At 71.0% G+C, this 21,716-nt stretch carries 19 protein-coding genes; 4 read left to right on the top strand and 15 right to left on the bottom strand.

The window, feature by feature from the left end:
* Nucleotides 1-1,213 precede the first annotated feature (1,213 nt).
* From ACFW1A_RS00650 to ACFW1A_RS00635, 4 genes are all read left to right on the top strand, one after another.
* Complete coding sequence (locus ACFW1A_RS00650; protein WP_380401664.1) at nucleotides 1,214-2,515, top strand: hypothetical protein; 1,302 nt, start codon at nucleotides 1,214-1,216, stop codon at nucleotides 2,513-2,515.
* A 279-nt stretch (nucleotides 2,516-2,794) separates the two neighbouring features.
* The gene (locus ACFW1A_RS00645; RefSeq protein ID WP_380401660.1) at nucleotides 2,795-3,730 is read left to right on the top strand and encodes a ParA family protein; all 936 of its coding nucleotides are present in this window, start codon (nucleotides 2,795-2,797) and stop codon (nucleotides 3,728-3,730) included.
* A 3-nt stretch (nucleotides 3,731-3,733) separates the two neighbouring features.
* Complete coding sequence (locus tag ACFW1A_RS00640; RefSeq protein WP_380401657.1) at nucleotides 3,734-4,756, top strand: hypothetical protein; 1,023 nt, start codon at nucleotides 3,734-3,736, stop codon at nucleotides 4,754-4,756.
* 420 nt (nucleotides 4,757-5,176) lie between these two features.
* Nucleotides 5,177-6,700: a DUF2637 domain-containing protein gene (locus tag ACFW1A_RS00635; RefSeq protein ID WP_380401653.1), complete on the top strand. Its 1,524-nt coding sequence runs from the start codon at nucleotides 5,177-5,179 to the stop codon at nucleotides 6,698-6,700.
* A gap of 64 nt (nucleotides 6,701-6,764) precedes the next feature.
* Here the strand turns inward: ACFW1A_RS00635 and ACFW1A_RS00630 are convergent, their stop codons facing one another.
* The 15 genes from ACFW1A_RS00630 to ACFW1A_RS00560 all read right to left on the bottom strand — a co-directional run bounded on the left by ACFW1A_RS00630 (nucleotide 6,765) and on the right by ACFW1A_RS00560 (nucleotide 20,978).
* Nucleotides 6,765-6,992 (bottom strand): hypothetical protein, encoded by a 228-nt coding sequence (locus ACFW1A_RS00630; protein WP_380401650.1) that lies wholly within the window; start codon nucleotides 6,990-6,992, stop codon nucleotides 6,765-6,767.
* Nucleotides 6,993-7,113: 121 nt separating this feature from the next.
* Nucleotides 7,114-8,424, bottom strand: a complete 1,311-nt coding sequence (locus ACFW1A_RS00625) for a hypothetical protein (protein ID WP_380401647.1) — start codon at nucleotides 8,422-8,424, stop codon at nucleotides 7,114-7,116.
* Between the two features lie 353 nt (nucleotides 8,425-8,777).
* Nucleotides 8,778-9,572 carry a prepilin peptidase gene (locus ACFW1A_RS00620; protein WP_380401644.1) on the bottom strand — a complete coding sequence of 265 codons (795 nt, stop codon included), beginning with the start codon at nucleotides 9,570-9,572 and terminating at the stop codon, nucleotides 8,778-8,780.
* Between the two features lie 76 nt (nucleotides 9,573-9,648).
* Nucleotides 9,649-13,035: a LysM peptidoglycan-binding domain-containing protein gene (locus ACFW1A_RS00615; RefSeq protein WP_380401640.1), complete on the bottom strand. Its 3,387-nt coding sequence runs from the start codon at nucleotides 13,033-13,035 to the stop codon at nucleotides 9,649-9,651.
* A gap of 36 nt (nucleotides 13,036-13,071) precedes the next feature.
* Nucleotides 13,072-14,058 (bottom strand): hypothetical protein, encoded by a 987-nt coding sequence (locus ACFW1A_RS00610; protein ID WP_380401637.1) that lies wholly within the window; start codon nucleotides 14,056-14,058, stop codon nucleotides 13,072-13,074.
* Nucleotides 14,055-14,735, bottom strand: coding sequence for a hypothetical protein (locus ACFW1A_RS00605; protein ID WP_380401634.1), 681 nt, complete (start codon nucleotides 14,733-14,735; stop codon nucleotides 14,055-14,057). The genes ACFW1A_RS00610 and ACFW1A_RS00605 overlap by 4 nt, the downstream gene beginning before the upstream one ends.
* Nucleotides 14,736-14,776: 41 nt before the next feature.
* Complete coding sequence (locus ACFW1A_RS00600; protein WP_380401631.1) at nucleotides 14,777-15,217, bottom strand: TadE/TadG family type IV pilus assembly protein; 441 nt, start codon at nucleotides 15,215-15,217, stop codon at nucleotides 14,777-14,779.
* A complete protein-coding gene (locus ACFW1A_RS00595) occupies nucleotides 15,214-15,633 on the bottom strand; it encodes a TadE/TadG family type IV pilus assembly protein (RefSeq protein ID WP_380401628.1) in 420 nt (139 codons plus the stop codon). The genes ACFW1A_RS00600 and ACFW1A_RS00595 overlap by 4 nt, the downstream gene beginning before the upstream one ends.
* Nucleotides 15,623-15,994 (bottom strand): TadE/TadG family type IV pilus assembly protein, encoded by a 372-nt coding sequence (locus ACFW1A_RS00590; protein WP_380401626.1) that lies wholly within the window; start codon nucleotides 15,992-15,994, stop codon nucleotides 15,623-15,625. Before ACFW1A_RS00590 ends, ACFW1A_RS00595 begins: the two co-directional genes overlap by 11 nt.
* Before the next feature lie 106 nt (nucleotides 15,995-16,100).
* On the bottom strand, nucleotides 16,101-16,382 hold the full coding sequence (locus ACFW1A_RS00585) for a hypothetical protein (protein WP_380401623.1): 282 nt from the start codon (nucleotides 16,380-16,382) through the stop codon (nucleotides 16,101-16,103).
* Between the two features lie 49 nt (nucleotides 16,383-16,431).
* On the bottom strand, nucleotides 16,432-17,343 hold the full coding sequence (locus tag ACFW1A_RS00580) for a type II secretion system F family protein (RefSeq protein WP_380401620.1): 912 nt from the start codon (nucleotides 17,341-17,343) through the stop codon (nucleotides 16,432-16,434).
* The gene (locus ACFW1A_RS00575; protein ID WP_380401617.1) at nucleotides 17,340-18,209 is read right to left on the bottom strand and encodes a type II secretion system F family protein; all 870 of its coding nucleotides are present in this window, start codon (nucleotides 18,207-18,209) and stop codon (nucleotides 17,340-17,342) included. Before ACFW1A_RS00575 ends, ACFW1A_RS00580 begins: the two co-directional genes overlap by 4 nt.
* Nucleotides 18,206-19,504, bottom strand: coding sequence for a CpaF family protein (locus tag ACFW1A_RS00570; RefSeq protein WP_380401614.1), 1,299 nt, complete (start codon nucleotides 19,502-19,504; stop codon nucleotides 18,206-18,208). Before ACFW1A_RS00570 ends, ACFW1A_RS00575 begins: the two co-directional genes overlap by 4 nt.
* An 8-nt stretch (nucleotides 19,505-19,512) precedes the next feature.
* Nucleotides 19,513-20,331, bottom strand: coding sequence for a hypothetical protein (locus ACFW1A_RS00565; protein ID WP_380401611.1), 819 nt, complete (start codon nucleotides 20,329-20,331; stop codon nucleotides 19,513-19,515).
* Between the two features lie 11 nt (nucleotides 20,332-20,342).
* Nucleotides 20,343-20,978, bottom strand: coding sequence for a hypothetical protein (locus tag ACFW1A_RS00560; protein WP_380401608.1), 636 nt, complete (start codon nucleotides 20,976-20,978; stop codon nucleotides 20,343-20,345).
* Nucleotides 20,979-21,716 lie beyond the last annotated feature (738 nt).

Here is a 21,716-nt window from a genome sequence, read left to right as displayed (position 1 = left end):
TCTGCGGTCCAGGTGTTCCTGGGCTATGCGCCTGGCGTACTCGCGGTCGATCATGCCCGGCAGCATGCCGCGTTCCTTCGTGTGTGGCCAGTGATATTCGCGTCGGGTCACTTTGGTCATGAGGGCGGTCCCGCGAGGATGGGCATGCCGAGGTCGGTGACGCAGCGGCCGTCGCTGCGCGCGCGCGTCTCCCCCACGGCATGCGACGACTTGCTGGCAGCTCGTCGTATCCGCACTCGACCTGGGCAGGGATTGGTGCTCGTCACGGTGGCCGACCACGTCAACAGCTTTCGAGCGCTGCCTTGTGCGAGGCCCGACGGAAAGGCGCCGTCGCCGGACCGCTCAGGAACCAGCCGGCCAACAGCACGATAGGGGTCCCGAGAACCGCCGCGCCAAGCCAGGGGCCGCCATCTCCGACGACCGCCAACGTCAGCGTCTCAGCAAGGAACATGCCAGCTGCCGCAGCACCGGCGAGCATGCTCCGGTGCGCGTCGCGATCCCAGACCGTCGGCGGTGACAGAGCCAACGCAGTCCCCATGGCCGCACCTGGCAGCAACCCTGCAGCCGCTCCCAGAATGACGAGTGCCACGGCAGGCCCTAGCAAGGAGGCGCCAGCCCCTGACACCACGAAGGCAGCAACCAAAAGGGCCGGAACGGCGCCCGCCAACCCACCCAGCGCGACTCCAAGCGCCACAACTCTTGACCGTACTCCCACGCCTCCCCCTCATCTGAGAGCGAACCTACCTTGGCACCTTTCGGCGGCGTACGGAGGGGAACCAGCCCCCAGGCTCCCGGGGGGCGTAGGGCGGGCCGTGGCGCTCTGGCAGGCTGAGGGTGTGGATGACTTCGTTGGTACCCAGGAGCCGCGTCGCCGTTTGAAGGATCCGGCGGCGGCGGTCGCGGCGTTGGAGCGTGCCGTGCCAGGGCTCGCTGCGCTACGGCTTCCCGCACCGCTCAATCCGGCGCGATAGGTGACCTCGCCCCCTCCCCCGCCGCCTCACCCCGGGCCGGCCGCAACGAGGGCGTCGGTGCGTCCGGCCCGGCCGCCGTACCCGCAGCGCTCCCTCGCACCGCCGAGGAGAAGCGACGCTGGGGAGTCACCCAAATTTGGGTGACTCCCCAGCAGTCCGAGTCATCGTGGGTCACCTATTGGGCGCACGAGGATCGCTGGTCTCAGTACGAGCGGCAGGGGCTCCCCGACGACAGCCGGCTGATGCTGCCCAAGGCCGCCGCACTGCTGGACCTGGTCATGCCGCCGGTCGGCGACTACGACCTGCCGCCGGAGTGGGCGCAGGAGCTGTGGCTGGGCGGCTGGTACCCGCGCGACGTGACGGCCGAGTATTCCTTCGGCCCCCCGGTGGGCGAGCCTAGGGTCTGGTGGCGCCTCGAGGACCTGGACGACGCGCGGGCCCTCGCCCGGCACCTCCCGGCGTGCTGGAAGCACCGGGGCTGGCCTCTGGACCGGACCAGCCAGCACCTGGACTACGGACCGCCGGCCCGCCACCTCGCCCTCCTGGCCGACGAGCAGATCCCCGCCCGGGTGGCGGCGGCGCACCGGGAACTGGGCAAGGCCCTGGACCTCGACACGGTCCGGGCATCAGCCAGCCCGGTCATCCCGGACGATGCCACCCGGGTCCGCCTGACCAGGGCCAACGGGCGCCCGTACTACGCGCTCAACGCGCAGTCAGCTCGGGCCCAGCTGGCGACGCAGAACCCGCACGCGGCCCACACCCTGATCCACGAGGTGCAGTCCGACCGCGTCCCAGGCCTGACGCCGCTGCACGTCGACCCGGCACGCCACCTCGTGGTCTGGTCGGACGGCGTGGTCGTCACGCCGGCCGAGGTGTACCAGCCCGACGCCTCGCACATCGGCGGCGAGTGGGCCCGCGAGTACCAGCGGCTCTCGGAGACCGCCGAACTGGTCATGCAGTGCACCCGTGCCTCGAACGGGACGCAGCTCCAGCAGGAGCGGCCGTGGGAGAACTGGCTGGACGCGGTCGCCCTGGCCGTCGACACCCCGTCGAAGGCCTCGGACCGGGCCCACGGAGCCGAGCGCACGGTCACCCTGACTAGGTATGTGATCACCCTCCCCGACGGGCACGACGCCCAGCTGTGGAAGGTGGAAGTCCGCACCGTCGCACCCAACCAGGTCGACCCGACAGTGCACTTCACCCTGCACACATCCCGCGACGATGCCCAGACCGCGTTCGCGGTAGCGGACGACGGCCTGCCGCCCGTGATGACCCTCGCCGAGCTCGCTGAGTACCTCGGGGTGAGGAAGGACGCGCTGCGCCAGGCGCTGTACCGGGAACGCCGGAAGAGCCACGGCGGGTGGACGATCAACCAGGTCATGTCGGCGCAGGCGGAACCGGGCTGGGTCGGCACGGCCGGACCGCTGAGGGGGCCGAATCAACCGGACACCTCCACGCTGGCGCACCTGCACGACCCCAGGCCCACCGCAATCTGGTGGCACGGCCGCCCCGGGCACGGACCGGGGCGGGGACGTACCGCCTGACGAGCGCGCCGCCCGTGGCGCGCTCCCCTCAGGGCGCCGCACCCGGGGCCCGGGACCCATCGCGACAGCGGCCCCCAGTCTTCCCCAGCTGCCGTCAGCCCGCTGACCAGTCCGTGCCCTACCACGGCGCGGGCTCCCCAATTGGGGAGCCCGGGGGAACTCCCCAATTGGGGAGTCGACCGACCCGCAAGCGTCTCGATCCATGTCTGCTATGGGAGGATGCGAGCCAGCCGCACCAGGTATGGGGGTGCGGTTCCACCCGTCAGGAGGCCGTTGCCGGTGCTGAACACCGACGTGCAGGACATCGAACCGCACGAGAACGCCGAGATCGTCGTGACCGGTAAGGGCGGCGTCGGGAAGTCCACGGTGGCGGCGCACCTCGCCGGGCGCTCGGCAGCAGAAGGCGTTCCGACACTGCTGGTCTGCATCACGGGCCAGGAGGACGACGACTTCGGCATCACCAAGAACGGGCGCGGGGAACACCCGGAGGGTGAGTCCGTTCTGGATGGAGAGGGCCTGTACCGGGCGGTCCACGATCGCGGCCCGCTGCGCCCGATCCGTGGTGTCCGCCCCAACCTCGATGTGGTCCCTGGAGGCAATGCTGTCGGCCGCGTTCAGCAGCTCCTCACCCTGCGGCAGATGGAGGAGGGGCTCGGTGTCTACCAGTCCCTCGCCTACAGCCTGTCCCTGATCGGCCATCGCTATGGACGGATCATCCTCGATGGCGCGCCCGAGAACGATGCCCTGGAGCAGCTTGCTCTCGGCGCCGCCCGCCGCCTCTGGATCCCGACGCGATCCGACGAGTCGTCAATACTGGGCATCAAGCGCATCGCAAAGAACTTCCACATCGTCCGCAAGCGGGGGATCAACTCCCGCCTGGAGCTGGGTGGGGCCTTCCTCTACGGTTCCAACCCGAGTGCCACCAGCATTCACGCGATGGTGCGTGAAGAGGTCCTGGAGATTCTCGGTCCGAACGCTCGGATGCTGAGCACCGTTGTCGGATACCGGGAGAAGCCGGCCATGTTGGCCCGCAAGCGTGGGCTGCTGTTCGGCGAGCTTGCCGAGCTGTTGCCGACCAGCCCCAAGAGCTACGACGTCGCAGCCGGCCGGGCGAAGGATTCGGACGTGATCCCGGAGGCGAGCGTGAAGCTTGCGGGCGACATGATGGCTCTGACCACAGAGATTTTTGAAGCGATCACGAAGGCACAGGACTGATTGATGGGCGCATTCGACGACGATCAGGGCGACGGCAATGAGCCCTCCACCGGGCTGCTGCCGGACGTGGTGCTGCCGAACCAGACGGCCAGGCAGGTGGTGGTCAAGCCACTGCCGGGCACCGCGATCGATCTGATCCCTGCGCCGTATAAGCCGCTCGGCACGGGTGCGCTGAGCGCCAAGGAGGAAGCCGACCTGGAAGCCTGCGAAGCGGGAATCCAGAACCTCCAGAACGCCTTCTGGATCGCCGGCAAGTCGCTGGACACCATCAAGGAGGCCGAGCTCCACCGCGAGAAGCACTCCAACTTCGCGGACTACGTCCAGGACCGGTGGGACATCTCCGAGTCCCAGGCCCACCGGCTGGTCGACGCCTGGCGCTTGGGGGAACGGATTGCCAAGCTCGGCCTCAAGCCGCGCGAGTCGCAGGTGCGTGAGATCGTCCCGGTCTCCAAGACCAAGGGGATGGAGACTGCTGTCGCCCTCTACGACGCGGCCTCCCAGGAGTACGGAAGGGTGACCGCCAAGATCCTCAAAGACTTGGTCGAGGCGCTGCCCGACGGCCCGCTTCCCTCCCCTCAGGTGGGCAAGTTCGTCCGCGAGGTGAAGACCCGGCAGGACGTTCAGCCCGAGGTGCACGTGATCACCGCACGCGCGGCCGACTCCCCAATTGGGGAGTCGGCCAGCCGAGCCACGGAGCCTGCGCCGGACACCGCAGATGCCTCCGCAAGGACTGGCGGCACCGCCACCGCGACCCAGGGGCAGGCTCGCCCAGTCGCCGACGCGACCGCCGACTCGGCCACGGGCCGCGGGGCCTATGCCCCAGGACGCGATGCCGAAGGCACCGCCTCCTCGGTGAACACGGGCCTCGTGCTCATCCTCGACCTCCTCAAGAACGCCGAGGGCGAACTGGTCCGCATCCAGCCGCGGCTCCTGGAGGCCGACCCGAGCGAGACAGGGGGGCTGCTCGCCGAGATCGAAGGCCGCGCGACCCTCATCGCCCAAGCCGCTCAGCAGTTGAACATCTGACCGACCCACGCCGAAGGCCCGAATACTCTCGGGCCTTCGGCGTCCGGGCGGCCAACGGCCTTCGGCCCTGCCGATCCCCTACCTGCCGAAGCCCCAGGCGCTACCACCCTTCCCCCGACGGATCGCTGATCACCTGGCTCACCGTCGGCCCCTGAGCCAGTCCCGTCGCCAGCACGACGGCCCAACCCTGACGCCCGACTGGGCGGGCCCCTGCCGCTGACGGCCGGGAGCAGCACGCCGCATGCGTAGTCGAGTGATGGCACTAGGTATCCAAATGGCCCGCCCGGGCGGCTCCACACACCGCCAGGCGGGTATGTCCGTGCACCTCGTCCGCGACGCATGAAAAAGTGTCCCCTTGAGCACCAGAGCAAGAGGGGGAGTGTCGTGGCGCGACCGGTCCTGACCAGGATCCACTGGGCGTTGATCTCGATCGTGGCGGTGGGCGCCACGATCGTTGCCCTGATCGGCCTCGCCGGCTCCTACATGGCGGTCCGCCACGTTGCCGCCGGCGTGGGGATGGGCCGCTTCTCCTACGCCTTCCCGATCGGCGTGGACGCAGGCATCCTCGTGATCCTCGGCCTGGACCTCGTCCTCACCTGGCTGCGCATCCCTTTCCCGCTGCTGCGCCCCACCGCGTGGGGCCTGACGGTGGCGACCATCGCCTTCAACGCCGCGGCATCCTGGCCCGACCCCTTGGGGACCGGGATGCACGCGGTCATCCCGATCCTCTTCATCATCATCAGCGAAGCCACCAGGCACGCGATCGCCCAGCTCGCGCGACTGAGCTCCGACAAGACGATCGAGAAAATCCGGCTGATGCGCTGGCTGCTCGCCCCCCGGCAGACCTGGGCGATGTGGCGACGGATGCAGCTGTGGGAGATCCGCAGCGTGGACGAGGCGGTGCTGCTGGAGCAGGCCCGGCTCGCCTACCTCACTTTGCTGACGGACGCCCCGGTCGGCCCGAAGGGCAAGCTGCCGGCCGCAGCGCACCTGCCGCTGAAGCTGGCGGAGCTCGGCGTGCCGATCGAGGTGACCTACGCGGACGGCCTCGCCGCCGCCGGCGTCGCCAGCCGCCCGCTCGACCGGATCTTCGCCGCACGCGAGAAGGCTGCTGGCGGCCGGCCGCACCAGCAGGCGGAGATGCCTGCGGGCACGGCCCAGCACCTGCCGACGGTTGCTGCTCCGCGCAAGGAGCTGGCTCCCGCGGAGGACGAGATAGCGCCTGCTGCGATCGGCGAACCGGTGGAGCTGATGCGGGCTCAGCCCGAGGGCGAGGACGTTGCGGGGGCGCCGCACGGGCGGCCGGCCGCTTTGCGGGAGACGGCCCTCCAGTCGTATGCGGGTGCGGGACCGAGCGACCCGGCCTTTGCGGGTGTGGGCGGCAACGTCCCGCAAGGCCAGGTCCCCCCGCAAGCTGATCTTGTGTCTTCGCAGGTCAGCACCCTTGCGGAGGGCTTTGCGGGTGCGGCCACTGAGCCGGTGACTGCGGTGCGGGCCGAGCAGCGGCCGGGCCTTGCGGTTGCGGCCGGGCGGTCGGACGCCCTGGACTCCCGCACCTTGCTTGCGGGTGCGGGCGGCGCCGGCGAGCTGGTGCAGGAGGCCGCAGCGGTGCTTGCGGAGACCACCCGCCCCGAGATGCAGGCTGGCGCCCCGCCCGAGGCCGACCAGCCGACCAGCGACGTCGCGGACCAAGCGCTGGCTGCGGGCATCCCCCCGGTGTGGACCAACGGCTTCGCCGCGTGGGTCGCCGAGCACGGACGCTACCCCGAGCGGGAGGAACTCGCCCAGCACCTCTACCAGCCTCCCTTCAACCTCCGGGCCCGGGGCAAGAACGAGCCGGTGAGCCTGCGCAGTGTCGAGCGGTACTACAACGACTTGAAGGCCCTCTTCCCGCTCCAGGAGCAGGACCAGGAGCAGCTGCAGCTGGAGAGCGCCAGCGTCTGACACGCACTCAGCGGCGGCGGTCCGGCACCCTCGGGGTGCCGGACCGCCGCCGCTTCTCCCCCCGTCAGCGGCCGGCCACCTCGCTGCACCACCGCGCCAGATCCCTGCAGGCCGCACCGGACAGCGCAGGCACGAGCGCGGCGTCGGCCACGACCGTGAACCCCGCCAGCGGCACGAACCCGGCAGAGGGCTGCGATGCCATCATGGCGACCGCGAGGACCAGGCGCGCAGGGTCGACAACCTCGGCAGGCACTGCGGGCGCCCGGTCCAGGTGTCGGTCACGCTGCTCCACCAGTGCCGCGCTCGCTCGGCGCGGCTGAGCGCAGCATCGCGGATCGCCCGGCTGCCGGCTGGGTCTACGGGCGAACAGGTGGGCGCTGGCAGGGCCAGCGGGTCGCTGGTTCCGTCCGCTGCTACTGCGCAGGTGGCCGAACGTAGGCGTCGGTCGTTTCGGTGTCGATGCGGTCCCGAGCCTGGAGAACCAGGGCCCACAGCCCGTCCGCAGGGATCAGGGCTGCATCGGCTGTCTCGGTCGCTCCGCCCTGGCGCATCCGGCCCGGGGAGACGAAGGGCGGGATACCCAGACCGATGCGCATCTGCCGCAGCACAGCCTGCTCCACGTCGTAGGCGTCGGCCCCGGTGGCGAAGTACTCGGTGTGGGTGGTGTTCCAGCCGCCGCGGCGGTGGTCGGCCAGCCGGGTCGTGCCGATGTTGGTGATGCCGACCTTGACCGCGTTGAGCTCTGGGTGGTGCAGGACGTAGACGAGGGCGGGCAGTCCGTGGCTGGCACCGAAGGGGCGACAGCTGCGGCAGCCTCCCGCACCCTGAATCTTCTTGGTCACCACCAGCTCGCAGGACAGGCACTGCATGCGCCAACGGGCCTTAGTCCCGCCCGGGTAGGGCTCCAGCGGCCTGAAGCCCAGCGTGGTGATCCGTTCAACCGCTTCAGCGGCCTCGATCAGCGGGCTCCCCGAGCACTGCCGGCAGACCCCGCGCCCCACCCGGGCGAGGTGATGGATCGGGTACACCTCGCGGCCGCACGCGACGTGGCGGCAGCGCCAGCGCGCCAGCGTTCCAGGGCACGCCTCCAGCGGCTCCAGGCCGACTGCCCGCATCTCGGCCTCGGCCTGCACCGAGAAGTTGGCTCTCCGCGACGACCACTTCTTGATCTCCCCGCACGGCAGACACCCGACGCCTTTGCGGGCGCTCGAGTAGCGGGGCGAGCCGATCGCCCCGCACCGCAGGCACTGAGCACGCCAGGGCACCTGGCTACCGGGGTAGGGCTCCAACGGTTTGAAGCCGGCCGACCTCATGAACTCGGCGGCTTCCTCGTCGCTGAGCCGCACTGAGCCGTTGCACGCAGAGCAGCACACCTCGCCTGCCCGGATTTCGGAAAGCCGCGGGTAGCGGATCTGTCCGCACACCCCGTGGAGGGCCTTCCACCCGCGGTGGGCGCCGGGGTAGCTGGCAAGCGGTTCCCAATCGGCCGCCACCAGGTCGGCGATCGCGCGCTGTGCCTGCCCGGCCAGCAACCGGGCGCTCAGCGCCTCCTTCGAGCACGGCCCGCACCGGTCCTGGCCACGGTCCTGGACCTTCGCGAACGTCACCTCGACCTGGTTGCCGCACACTCCGCAGCGGCACGGCCACTGTTCCAGGGCCCCCGGGTAGGCAGTGGACGGTACCCACCCGTGCGCGCGCATCAGCGCCTCGGCCTTAAGCGCCATGCCAGCCTTCTGCCGTCTCCCCCGCTCGGCCGCAGCGCAGAACCGGCAGCCGCTGTACTCCTCCCCGCGAGCTGCGACCCCGGCCCGGACAGTGCTGAAGTGCGGGGCGACTTCGGCGCCGCAGGCCTTGCAGCGGCACCGCCATCCCCGCCTCGCTGCGCTGGCTGGCCGGGGCTCCAGCGGAATCAGCCCCGCAGCCAACATCACGGAGACGGCCGTCACCTCGTCCACCTGTCGGGGCACCCGAACCACCACCGTTCCCGGAGCGCGAAAGCACGAAGGCCCAGCCTGCCGGGAGGGACCGACAGTCCGGGCCGGATCGGGGAATCCCCCCGGGGCGGCTGGCCTGGTGATCAACCTGCGGCGGCGCTCACCACCAGCGCCCCGAGGACCAGGCCGGGGCCGAGCGCCACCTCGCGGTTCCCGGTCAGCAGGAGCCTGGCCCCGCCCATCGCGAACCCGATAGCGAACTGCGCCACGAGGCCCCAGTACAGAGTGGCTCCACTCTGCGATGCCAGGACGGCGGCCAGGCTCGGAGCCAGGAGGACGTCGCCCATGCCGAGCATGCCCAGACGTTCCATCAGCCACAGCACACCGCCGACCACTGCCGCGCCGAGGCAGGGAAGAACCAGCTCCGGCCACCCCGAGCCGGTGACGGCCAGCGCCCCGAGGTAGACGACGACCCCCGCGGCGGACAGGCCGGTGAGCAGGTGCGGCAGCCGCTGCTCCTTCAGGTCGATGAGCACCATCGCTGCGCCGAGCACCGCGAGCCACAGCTGCACCGCCAGCAGCCACCCGCTGGACCCTGCGGCGACGAACCCGGCCACGGCAGCAGCGGTCAGAAGCTCGGGCACCCAAGCCGCCGGCCCGATCGGCCCCCCGGCCGATCCGCCGATCACGATCCCCGCTGCGGCCGGCGCCGTCGCTGACACGAGGGCGTCGGTGCTGCACGTGCGGCACCGACGGCGCAGCACCAGGTCTGCATAGGCGCCCGCACCGGCACCGAGCACCGGGGAACCGCAGTGTGGGCAAGTGCGCCGCCATCCCTCGTAGACGGTGAAGGCGAACACAACGGGGCGCACGACGAACACCCCGGCCGCGAGCCCCAGGGCTGCGGCAAGGGCCAGGACGACAGGGGAGTAGGACACGGGACCTCTTCGATCTGCAGAAGCAACAGAGCCCGGCCGGTGCTCACCGGCCGGGCCCGCGGGTGGTGAGGGGCGCTCAGCGCATCCGGGCGGCGGGCTTGGCGGTGAGGCGGGCGATTAGCTGCTCCGTCTCGTCCTGGAGCATCCCGTCCCACCCCATGTCGACAGTCATCTGCCGGACCTGGTCGATGACCTCGCGCACCCCTGCCGGGTTGCCCGCCCGGTGCTCGATGCGCATCCAGCTCCGGTAGAGCAGCTCGGCGGCCGGCTCGACGTCCAGTCCAACGGTTACCGCCCGCCGGGCCGCGTCGATGTCGAGCACCTCGTCCTGGATGCGCAGCGTGGCCACCGCGTGGGCGACGTCCACGATCTGACCGACGAACGTCTGCACCAGCGGCGCCGCCCAGGTGTGGGCGCCGGCCCCGCCGAACGGGCGGCCGCGCACGAGACCGAGCGAGGCCTCCAGATCGAGGACCCCGGTCGCGCCGTGCGGGAGCCCGCGGGTCGCCAGGTAGTTGAAGGCGGCGTAGTCGCACGTCACCTCATGGCTCAGGGTGTACTGCTCGACGCCCTTCGGCTTGGGCCGCAGGTACGGCTCCCCAGCGGCGTCGGTCCCCAGCCGGCGCCGAAGGCGGGACATGTGGGTGTCCATCGTTGACTGGGTCCACGGCGACACCGGGTCCATGTTGTTGGCGATCGCCCCGTAGCTGCGGTCCGACTTGAACAGCAGCAGTGCCGCCAACAGCACCAGCTTCGGCTGGATCGGCGCGTCGCCGATCCCGGTGATACGCAGCGGGCCCAGTACCTGGACCTGCGGAGCGGACCCGTCGGCCGGTGCGGGCGCATCGCCTTCGCGGACCACGCTCACCCGCGGCGAGGCCTTGGGGAGACGGGCCGCGGCGGGCGCGTCCGGCGCTTCGTCCGAAGCGCCGCAGCCGGCGCCCGCCGCGGCGGCGGCCTGTGCCGGCAGGGCGTCCTCGACTGCCTCGGTGGCGGTCGGCTCGGTGGCCTTCGACGGTGCGGGCCCGACGGGGTCCTGGACCGTACCCGCGGCAGCGGGCACGCTCTTCTCCTGCATCTCCAACTCCGTCTCCTCCAGCTTGTCGGCGTCCACCGGCTGCGCCTTGGTGGGTGCGGCCAGCAGGGACAGGTGGCTGCGGGCAGCGGCGCCCTTCTGGACGGTGGAGGGGCCGAACACCTTGCGGTCGGGGTCGGGGACCTCTGCCCACGCACCTTCGGCCGGGGTGGCCGGCTGGGCGGCGATGGTCATGCCGGCGGTCAGCTGCCGGTACACCTCGTCCGTGACGCGCTGGAGCACGACCTGGGCGTCGAGCGACTCAAGCGACTGAAGTTCCGTCACCTGGTTCGCGTCGAGCACCTCGGCGTCCGGGAACAGCTCAGTCGCCCGGCCGGCCGCGGGCAGTACCGCCGCGACCCGGACCCCGGTGGGTACCTTGCCCATGACGTCGGCGAACTCGTACAGCTCCTCGGGCGAGGGCACCGTGGAGCACACCACCATCCACGGCTGCGGCTCCTCGCCGCCCTCGTGCACGGCCTGGTGCACCTCCACTATCACCCGGGCCAGGTCGGCGGTCGCGGTGGCCAGGCGCGGGGCGAACATGGTGCGGCACTGGGGGAGGAGCTGTTGCAGCTCCAGCCCGAAGCCCGCGGTGGTGATCTCGATGTGGTCGGCCCACAGCGCGGTGCCGGCCTCCATCGCGATCCCGCGCGCGACCTCGCGCACGTTCTGCTCGTCGCCGTCCAGGAGCAGCACCCGGGCATGGTGCAGGTCCGCCAGCAGCAGCGTGCCGTCCTCAGCGGTGCCGACGGTGGCCAGGCCCGGGTAGGGGGCGGGCACCGCCCGGGCATCGTCGGCACTGAGCAGGACGGCCCGGTCTCCGCGCAGACCCCACCATCCGCCGGGCCGGTCGGTGAACGGAGCCAGCGCCTCCGCGTCCGAGTCCTCGACCAGGATCTCCACCCGGTCCTGCTGGACGCGGGCGCCGATGATCTGGGGCAGGTGCTGCGGGTGCTGGTGGGCCAGGGTGCGCAGGGCGCGGTCCAGCAGGTCGACCAGCACGGGGGATGCGGTGCGGTCGAGGACCATCTCCGCCTGGCTGGTCTCCTGCGGCATGGCGATCTGCTCGCCGGGCCGCCGCTCACGCTGCTGGGCCCGGCGGCGGGCGGCGAGGACGGCCAGGGCGCCGGCACCCAGGAGCGCGGCGATCCCGCCGACGCCCTGCTGGACGGAGATCGGCGACTGGGAGGAGTCGCTGCTGGCGGGCTCGGTGGCCTCCGGAGCCTGCGGTGCGGCGGCGGCGGGCGCGGACGGGGCAGCGGGCGCGGGTGCGGTGGCTGCCGGGGCGGTGGTCGGTGCCGACTGGCTCGGAGCGGGCGAGGGCGTGCTCGGCGGCGCCGCCGCCGGGCTACTGGGCTTGGGGGCAGCATCTGCCGGCGCGGGTTGCGGGGTCGGCGTGGAAGCCGGGGCCGGCGCCGGTGTGGTGGCGGGTGGTGCCGGCGTCGCCGCGGCGGGGGCCGGGATCACGATGATGTCCCCGGGGAAGAGTTCGTCCGGGTTGGCCAGGTGCCGCCCGCCCGGCTGGACGACGTCCTTCGAAGCGTCCAGCAGCCGCGGGTAGGCGTCGGCGCTGCCCAACTCCTCCTCGGCGATCTTGGAGAGGGTGTCCCCCTCCTGCACGGTGACGGTGTGCCGGCTGCCGTCGACCACTGCACCGGGAAGGCCAGTGGCGTCGGCGGGCATCACCAACGTCCAGCCCGCGCGCACCAGCCCAGCCTCGGTCATCCGGCCGCCGTCGGGCTGGACGCGATTCTTGTTGAGCTCGAAGATCTCCTTGTACCGCTTGCCGTTGCCGAGATGGCGCTCGGCGATGTCCCACAGGGTTTCGTGGTGCGAGCTGGTCGAGGCCTGCACGGTATAGACCGGGCCCGAAGCGGTCGTGGTCGCCGCCGCGCTGGCGGCGGATGCCTGCGGAGCGGCCGAGGGGACGGCGGCGGCGACGGCGGCGACCCGGGCCTGGGCGGGGATCGGTGCGGCGCTGGCGGCCTGGCTGACCGTCAGTGCCCCGGCGCCGACGAGAAGCATGGTGGTGACCAGCTTGCGGGCCAGCGCCTGGCTGGTGCCGGTGGCCGGGAGGCGGATGTCGATGTCGATGCCCGACACCGCGGCCCGCAGCTCCACGGCCACGCAGAACGCGAACTGCGCCCACAGGATCCAGACGATGACTGACAGGATGTCGATCATCGTGTCGACGCCCACCGCCTGGGTGAGCATCGACATGTCCGGCATGGTCCTGGGCAGCGGCCACCCGACGAGACGCACCAGGCCGTAGGGGATGCCGGCCAGGATGGCGGCGAGCAGCACCCCAGCGAGCAACGCCCGCAGCACGTCCCCGAGGGTGCGCGAGCGCGCGCCGGTGGGCGCCTTGATCCGTGTGTTAGCCATCGGCCTTCCTTGATCGGTCCTGCTGTCTGGCCCGTCTTACCTGACGATCGTCTGGATCTCCCGGACGGTCACGTCCTGCGGGACGCCGCCGGTGATCCCGTCCGGCAGCGGGTTAGCCGGCTGTGCGTACGGATTGGTGGACGGAGTCCAGGTCACCCGCCAGGTCACCGCCGCGGTCAGCGGGTACGTACCGCCCCGGCTGGAACGCCGGTAGTCGATGTTGCAGGAGGATCCCGAGGAGTCGACCTGGTATCCGCTGCTGGTCTTGGCGAACTGGTAGGTGCAGCTGGACGGGTCGGCGTCGTTGGTCCCAGCGTCGACGCGCAGACTGACCGGCACCGCGAGCGTGGACGCCGCGATGCTCAGCCCCTCGAAGTTCAAGGCCGCTGTGACGGTCACCGGTTGCAGCGGCGAGTTGAATGTGACGTAGGTCGGGAGATTGACCGTCTGCGAGCCTGCGTCGGGCGACAGCTTCACGGCCGGCGGCGGCAGCTTGGTCGAGGCGTACGCCAACTTCGACAGCATCTCGGGGGTCACCGCGACCATCCCCGGCGGCGGGCTGTTCTTCGGCACCCAGACGATGCCCGGCGGCTGCTCGCAGGTCGCGCTGTTGTTGGGCAGGTCCCAGGCCTTCTTCGACTTCACCATCGCCCACCACAGCCCTTCCTGGCCGCGGTGGAAGTCCTGATCGGCCTTCAGCTTGTCGTACTGCGCCTTCGCCTCCTCACCCATCCCGCCGGTCAAGGAGGCCAGCAGCTGCTGGAACGCGGTGTCGAACTCGTCGGGCGTGTAGGCCGGCTCGTACCAGCACGGGGGAGGCGTCCAGTCGCTGCCGACCGACATCAGGTGCTGCGCACCGGCGGCGGAGCCGGTGTCACTGGAGGTGATGGTGACGTGGGATTCGATGCTGTTCGGGGTGGAGGAGCCGTTGCCGTTGCCCTGGCCCGCGTAGGCGGGGCCGCTCGCGCACACCAGCAGGACACCGGTGGCGAGGGCGGCGACAGCGCGGCGATCGGGCGTCATGGCTTGCACTCCTTGGCTCCGTGGGTCCAGTCCGCGGCGCTGACCTGCCAGTCTCCAGCGGCGTTGTGCTGGAGTGTCAGGGTCCACGCCACGTAGTCGTCGTCGCTGGGCGAGCCGGTGGCGACCGCGCCCGTGGTCAGGTCCTTGGGGAACGAGGCGCTCTGGTCCTCGCACAGCCTCGCGGAGGCGCTGGTCGGGTCCTTGAGCACCAGATTCGGCTTCAGGAAGTGGCTGGTGCCGGTGATCCGGTGGCCCGCGGCCTTGTAGTCGGTGATGCTCTTGGTGACCGCGCCGGCCGCCAGGCCGTACCAGTACCGGGCCAGGGCCGGCTTGTCGGTCGCCGCGGTGGCCAGGCCCTCCTCGTACGCGGTCATCGCGTACCCGAGGTCGCGCAGAGCGGCGCCCTTGGCCGGGTCGGCATCGGTGAACCCGTCGAGCTTCACGCTCACGTCCGCCGGGAACGCGAAGGTCGGCGCCGTCGCACCGGGCGACGTGCTCGGCGCTGCCGAGGGCGAGGAGGAGGTGGAGGTGGGCGCCGCGGTCTGGGCGCCGGTGATGTCGCCGGAAGCCTTCGAGCCGCTGGAGGAGCAGCCGGCCAGGACGGCGACGAGCAACGCGGCCGCCGCCGCGCCCGAGACGGTGCGCAGCGGCCGGTGGTGCGTGCGGGTGGTGGTCATCGTGTGGTCTCCCGTCCCCTTGTGGACCTGGTGGTCAGGGGTCATTGTTCCTGCACTGCTTGTGCGGTGGCGTCGCCCCACACCGTCGGGTGGCCGTCGCCTAGGTGCATCAGCAAGGGGTGGTAGGTCAGGCGGACCCGGACGCTGACGGTGTTCCCGGCTGCCGAGGTGCAGGTGGAGGCGTCGGCGTCGGCGCTGGTGAATCCGGACTGGAGGACGAAAGCCTGAACGTTGGCGGTGCAGTTCGCGGTGTCGACGACGACGCCGCCTCCGGCGCGCAGGGCGTCGGGGCTGATGTGGTTGGCCGCGTAGCGAGCCGCCTGCTCGGCGACGTCGGCGGCGCGTTCGCGCTGGTGGATCAGACGTCCGGTGTCGATGAAGAAGCCGCTCACGATCAGGGTCAGGATCGCAGCGAAGATCACCACGACAGCCCCCGATCCGCGGTCAGCGCGGCGGGCCCGGCGGCGGGTTGTGGTCGTCATGGCGCCACCCGGCGGTAGGTGTCGAGCGGCGCGGTGGACGTTCCGCTGACCTGCCTGGTCCAGCCGATCCCCAACGAGCGCAGGCCCGGGACGTCGCAGGACAGGGTGATGGTGAACATGCCGCCCGGCACGAAGTTGCCGCTGGGGGTGACGGTGACACCGCCCGCGCAGGTGCCGCCGATGTTGGCGTTGGCGGTGTCGCGGGCGGCTGCCACGGCGGAGCTCCAGTCCCGTTGCAGCGCGCCGGCCCGGGCGGCGTCCCGGGCGGTGCCGTCCAGAGTGGACTGGGCCTGGCTGATCTGGCCGAGCCCGACCAGCACCAGGATGAACAGCATCAGCAGCGGCGCGGCGATGACGACTTCGACGGCACTGAACCCGGCGTCTGGTCGGCGGCGCCTGACGGTGTCAGCCGGCATCGGGGATGAACCTCTCGATCGGGCCCACGGAGCGCGAGGTGACGTGCAGGTGGATCCAGGGCACCACGGAGACCACGTCGGCCGTCACGACGACCCCGACGTTCTCCCCCTGGGCGTAGGGCGTGATGGACGGGTTGCCCACCAGCGCGGGCCCCAGCTGCTGGATTCGCCCCGTGGTGGTGGTGCGCGCCGCGTCCGTCCAGCCCTGCGGGTCCGCGTCCGCGGTGGCACGGGCCTTGCGGGCTCCGGCCTGGGCGGCGGCCTCGGTGACCTGCTTGGCGAAGAAGTACATGCCGAACTGGACCAGGGTGAAGATGATGCCCGCCATCAGCGGCGCGAGCACGAGGGCCTGTACGGCCATGGATCCCCGGTCGCCCCGGCCACGGGCCCGGCGCGGGCCCGGTCGGTGCCGCATGAGTGGTTCCCCCTTCATCGCCCTGGTCCAGTTCAGCGGAGTGCAGCCGGTGCTACTTGCAGCCGGTCCCGGTCCCGTTCTGGGTGGAGTCGGACGTGGTGATGCAGTTGCTGACGTTGGTGGTCTTGGTGGTGAAGGCGCCCTTCACGCCGGCCCCGACCAGCCCGACGATGATGATCGCCAGGAGCGTCAGGCCCAGGTACTCGACCGCGGACATGCCGGCGTCGCGACGTCGGCCCTGACGGGTGGCCTGCGCGGCACCCAGACGCTTGGTCAGCGGCTGGAACATGCGGGTCGGGCGCTCGGTCTGCGGCTCGATGACAGGTGCGGACATTGCGATTCCCCTCGGGTTGGAGCAGTAGCAGAGAACTGGTGAGTGGTGGTCAGAAGGCAGTGAGCAACTGCATCGCGGGGTACCCGAGGAACACCAGGAACCCGGCGACCAGTGGCATCTGGGCGACCAACATGGACTGGCCGTTGTTGCCGGCGGTGCTCTCCATGCGGGCGATGTCGCGCCTGCGCAGCGTCTCGGCGCGGGCCTTGAGGGACTGGCGGATTTTCGCGCCGTCCTCGGCGACCAGCGAGAGCGTGGACGTCAGGTCGACCAGGTCGGGCAGGCCGATGGCCTCACCCAGGCGCCCCGGCGCCTGCCACTGGGGGATGCCCTGGAGGCGGGCCTCCACCAGGGCGTGGCGAATCCTCACCATCGGCGCACTGTTGGAGGACTCCGCGGCGGCCTTCATCGCCTCCGGCAGTCCGGCGCCGCCCGCCAGGTTGAGGTGCACGAGCGTCATGTAGACGCTCACGGCCCGCTGGTACTGGGCGCGGACCTTGGTGGCTTCCGTGGCCAGCTCCGCGTCGGGCAGGAAGAAGCACCCGACAATCGCCACCAGGGTCAACCACACCGGGGTCAACGCGCTGTTGGCGAACCCGGTCTCCCACAGCACCAGGGAGATCAGTGGGCCAACCAGCAGGCCGGCCGCCGCGAAGAGCACCTTCTGCGCGAGGAAGACATCGACGGGCTTGTCCAGCAGCGCCAGGTTGGTGCGCTGGGAGTGCAGCGTCCAGCCCTGCTTGGCGTAGAACGCGGCCACCTTGGGCCCGATCCGGCCGACGAACCTCTCCTGGGCCCCGGCCGCGGTGATCGCGGCCGCCGGGGCAGGAGCGCCGCCCGCGCGCAGGGCGTCTATCCGCGCGACCGCCTGGGCCGGACTGACCCGGCTCGGCAGCAGCGCCCGCACCAGGAGGAACAGACCCAGGCCGAAAGCGCCTCCGACCGCCATCGTCGCGATCACCGGGACACCTCCGAACGAAGGAGCAGACGCTCCGGCGGCTTGAGGACGGACAGCTTCCGCAGCCACACCAGCGCCAGGGTGAAGAACAACACCACGACCGTCAGCACCCCCTGGCCCTGCACACTGCGGTAGGGCTCGACGAACGTCGGGTTGAAGATGGCGGTGCCGAGGGGGATGGTCACGACGACCCACGTGACGATCTGTACGCTGCGCCGCGTGCCGGAGCGCTGGGCCAGGATGCGGCGGCGCATGTCGGCCTCGTCTCGGGCGGTCTGGGCGAGTTCGCTGAGGACGTCACGCAGACCCGGTCCGCGCTGCCTGGCGTTGTCCTTGAGCGCGATGATGATGACGTCCGCCGAGCCGTCGCCGAGGTCGTCGGCGAACTGGTCGAGCGCGGCCTGGAGCGGCGTTTTGGCCCGCAGCCGGTCGATCATCGTCAGCAGGTGCGGACGAAGAGCCGGGGCTGCAGCGCGGGAGCTGGCCTGGATGGCCTGCTCCAGACCGACAGCGCCGGCCAGCGTGTCGCGCAGGCTCTCCACCCACCCGGCCAGGCCCTCGATGTAGGCCAGGCCCTCCCGCTCGGCCTTGGCACCGCCGAACAGCTTGTCGCGGAACAGCACCACGAGGGCGACGGCGGCCGCGGCGACCACCCACTGAGTGGTGATCAGCACGAGCAGACCGGCGATCGCTGCCGCGCCACCTCGGCGCCGAGCGAAGTCGGCCAGCCGCTGCCCGGCGTTCGGGCCCGTCTTGGCGCGCCGGGGCCAGCCGACGAGCGAGGCGATCAGCAGCGCCACGCCGCCTCCGGCGACGAGGCCGGACAGCAGCGCCAGCAGGGTGTCGGGGGACAGGAGGATGTTGTTCACATCCACCCCCCGCTCGGCACGTAGCCGTGCAGTTCCAGATCCTTCAGGCAGCTGATCTGGGCGTCGGCCCGCAGCGTCCCGAAAGCGGCGTCGTAGGCGAACACCCGGGACGAGGATGCCTGTCCGACGTCGAAGCCGTTGACCTCGCGGATCTCGGTGACGCGGCGCAGCTCCTCGCCGGTCTGGTAGTCACGGACCTTGCTGATGAACACCACGAAGTTGATCGACTGGGCGACCAGCATGTGGCTCACCTCCATGGGCAACGGCTTCTCCGCGGCCGCCGCGTACAGGGCGATGCGGTTGAACACACCCTGAGCGGAGTCGGAGTGGATCGTCGACAGAGAGCCGTTGTTGCCCTGGGTCATGGCGCGCAGCATGTCGATGATCTCGTCGCCGAGCACCTCGCCCACGATCACACGGGACGGGTTCTGCCGCAGCGAACGGCGCACCAGACGGGAGAGGCTGATCTCGCCCTGGTTCTCGGAGTTGGGCTTGCGTGCCTCCCACACGACGATGTTGGGGTGCAGGTCCGGGAACGAGTCCAGGCCGAGCTCGCGCACGTCCTCGATCGTGATCAGGCGCTCGTACGCGGGGATCTCGTTCGCGATCGCGCGCAGCAGGGTCGTCTTCCCGGAGTCGGTCGCCCCGCAGATGATCAGGTTCTTCCTCGAAAGCACCGCTGCTCGCAGGAACTGCGCGCCTTCCTCGCTGATCGTGCCGTTCTCGACAAGGTAGTCCAGGAAGACCTTGCCCAGGCGAGGCTTGCGGATGCTCAGGCACGGGCGCTCGCCTGCGGACATGACGGCCGACAGCCGTTCGCCGCCGGGCAGGCGCAGGTCCAGCTCCCAGTTGACGCTGTCCCAAGCGCGGGAGCTCAGACCGGCGGTGGCGGCCAGCGTCTGTACCAGCTCGACCAGCTCGTCGTCGCTGGCGGTGACCGCCGGCACCTGCTTGACCTGACCACCGGGGTAGGTGATGAATACCCGGTCACCCTGGATGTCGATGTTCTCGATCTCCGGGTCCTCCAGCAGCGGCTGCAGGGGACCCGCCCCGTACAGCGCGGCGTGGACGGCCTCGGACAGCTCCGCCTCTTCGGCGGCCTCGGGCAGGGGCATCCCCCTGGCGGCCTCGGCCTGGAAGTGCGTGTTCAGTACGTCGTTGATCACCGAGCGGGCGTACTGCCGCTCGGTGTCCGGGTCCATCGGGAGCCGGCCGGCTTCCTCGTCGGCGCGGCGCCGCTGCGCCACCGCGACCCCGGCGTCGCGGCGCAGCTGGTGCACAAGTGCGTGGTCCATCAGATCTCCTAGACGGCGGCAGTTGCGCGGCCGGCGGTGCTGGCGTGCTGGCCGGAGCTCTCGCGCCCGAGTCCGTAGCGGCCGCCGATGTTGGTGACGACCAGTCGGGCAGAACGCAGCAGCTTGGACTTCGCCACCCGCCCGCCCTTTCGCCCGGCCAGCTGCGCGGCGCCGTCGGGGTCCTCCTCGATGCAGCCCAGCACCTCGGCTCCGACGCCGGCGCCCACCAGCAGCTGGCCCAGACCGGCGGCGGCCCGGTTCCACTCGCGCCTGGGTGCGACGAGCAGGATGCCGACCGGCGCCCCACCCGCACCCAGGCGGGCCACGACGGCGGCGGCCCGGTCGCGCACGGCCGCCAGATCCTCGGCATGGGTACGAGCCACCAGCAGCACCAGGGAAGCGCTGCTGAGCAGGTCCGCGTTGGACGACCTGGGGCCGATGCGCCCCACGTCCACGATGGCGTCGGTGTCGCCCATCGCCGCCAGCGCCCGGCCCAGGTTCAGCCACAGCCCCGACCACGCGGTGGCCTGCTCGGGACCTGACGGGCCCACCAGCACGTCCAGCCCGCCGTTGAGCTTCTGGGTGTGCTCCCACAACATGGGCACGGACATCGGGCGCCCGCCCCGTGTTGCGACCGCGAGCGACAGCAGGCCCTTCTCCGGGTTCAGCGCGGCGCCGTTGTCGCCCGCGTGACGGTAGACCAGATCGCCGCCGTTCTCGTCGGCCTCCACCAGCAGCGAGCCGCGCCCCCACACCGATGCCAGTCCCAGAGCGGCGGTGCTCGTACCCGGGGCGCCCTTGGCGGACCCCACCACGATCAATGCCATCTCGACGCCCCCTACTGCCCGTTGACGGGAAGCAGCACCAGAGCCACCTCGCCGTTCGCGGACGCCTGGGCGATCCCGCCCGCCTTGTCGGCAGGGACCAGGATGTTGAGGGTCATGGACGAGCTGGAGCCGTTGTCGTTCTGGAAAACCTGGCGGACCGTGGCACTGGGGGCGAGTTCCGTGCCGACGGGCGTCCCGCCGCTGGCACCGCCCGCAGCGGTGGTCTGGGCGGCGTTGCGGCCCACCCACATCACCCGGACGCGGTCACCCTCGCGCATCCCCGGCGGGAAGGTGCCCGCCTTCAGGGACAGCCCGACAACCGCCTGATCCGAGGCCACGCCGACCTTCTCGGTGAGCATCATGCCGGTCAGCAGGGTGCCCGCCGGGACCTCGGAGGCCGTGAAGTAGCGGCTCGTCAGGAGGCTGCGCTGCTCCCAGTGAACGAAGTTGACGGGGGTGTCCGCGGCGACCTTGATCTCTTCGATGTCCGCGGCGGTGATGTGCTGGCCGGGGGCCACCCGCTGGGTGACCTTCACGGCGGACACCCGCTGGCCGGCCTTCTGCTGGAGCACCGTGGCGCCCAGGCCGCCGGCGACCACCAGGAGGGCCGCCAGGACGGCGAGCCCGTAGCGCCGCTCCCGGACCACGACCGGCGTGCGCTCTGCGCCTGCGGGCGGCCGCGGGCCGGGAGCCGGGCGCTGCGCCGGCGGGTTCGGAGCCGCCGGCGACTGCTTGCTGGAATTCCCTTGAGTCACTTTCCTGCCCCAACGCGATCGTGCTGGCGAAATGCTGACGTGCCGTCAGCTCGTCAAATCCCGGGGCTGTTTGGCGAAATCCCCGGGGGAGCGGACCCTGTCCGCCAGGGCCGCTGAGCAGCCGGGCAATCCGGCTCATGCGTGCCTGCCGATGCCTAACGCGGCATGATCCCCCCCGTTACCTGGCCCCCGCGGCGGTCGTTCGTGAATGTCCAGGTCAGCCGGTGTGCAGGTATGACCGGACCACTCCGACGTCGTTGCGCCACAGAGCACCCGAGCAGTCACAATACGCAATTTCCAGCCATCTGCCCACACCGTTTTGGCCGAGCCGGGCCTGCCATTGGCATAGTCACAGGCTATTTACGGATGAATGTGAAGAAGGGAGTAAAACGGATAAACATGGCTGTTGTGTTCACGTTGCGGCCACCAGGCCCACCCGAATTCACCTCTTCGGCCTAGCCGGCGCAGCCCCCGGAAGCCCGGCCGGCCCGCCGCGGGTGGTGCTCCACAGCCCGCGGAGCACCACCCGGACGCTGTCAGATGATTCGCGAGGCCGGGCGCCCGAGTTGCTGTTCTGACCGCTCATCGGGCGGGCTCCCATCCGGTGGTGGTGCGGGTGAAGGCGACGGT

The sequence above is a fragment of the Kitasatospora sp. NPDC058965 genome (assembly GCF_042741245.1).
In the GTDB taxonomy this organism is placed as follows: Bacteria; Actinomycetota; Actinomycetes; order Streptomycetales; family Streptomycetaceae; genus Kitasatospora.
Note: the sequence above shows the minus strand (reverse complement) of the source record. Positions and strands in the feature narration are given on the sequence as shown.

Coding starts and splice junctions, on each gene's coding strand:
- ACFW1A_RS00565 (WP_380401611.1), bottom strand. CDS start 20,331: ATGGCATTGATCGTGGTGGGGTCCGCCAAGGGCGCCCCGGGTACGAGC.
- ACFW1A_RS00600 (WP_380401631.1), bottom strand. CDS start 15,217: ATGACGACCACAACCCGCCGCCGGGCCCGCCGCGCTGACCGCGGATCG.
- ACFW1A_RS00605 (WP_380401634.1), bottom strand. CDS start 14,735: ATGACCACCACCCGCACGCACCACCGGCCGCTGCGCACCGTCTCGGGC.
- ACFW1A_RS00590 (WP_380401626.1), bottom strand. CDS start 15,994: ATGGCCGTACAGGCCCTCGTGCTCGCGCCGCTGATGGCGGGCATCATC.
- ACFW1A_RS00595 (WP_380401628.1), bottom strand. CDS start 15,633: ATGCCGGCTGACACCGTCAGGCGCCGCCGACCAGACGCCGGGTTCAGT.
- ACFW1A_RS00625 (WP_380401647.1), bottom strand. CDS start 8,424: ATGGCGCTTAAGGCCGAGGCGCTGATGCGCGCGCACGGGTGGGTACCG.
- ACFW1A_RS00615 (WP_380401640.1), bottom strand. CDS start 13,035: ATGGCTAACACACGGATCAAGGCGCCCACCGGCGCGCGCTCGCGCACC.
- ACFW1A_RS00570 (WP_380401614.1), bottom strand. CDS start 19,504: ATGGACCACGCACTTGTGCACCAGCTGCGCCGCGACGCCGGGGTCGCG.
- ACFW1A_RS00585 (WP_380401623.1), bottom strand. CDS start 16,382: ATGTCCGCACCTGTCATCGAGCCGCAGACCGAGCGCCCGACCCGCATG.
- ACFW1A_RS00610 (WP_380401637.1), bottom strand. CDS start 14,058: ATGACGCCCGATCGCCGCGCTGTCGCCGCCCTCGCCACCGGTGTCCTG.
- ACFW1A_RS00640 (WP_380401657.1), top strand. CDS start 3,734: ATGGGCGCATTCGACGACGATCAGGGCGACGGCAATGAGCCCTCCACC.
- ACFW1A_RS00650 (WP_380401664.1), top strand. CDS start 1,214: ATGCTGCCCAAGGCCGCCGCACTGCTGGACCTGGTCATGCCGCCGGTC.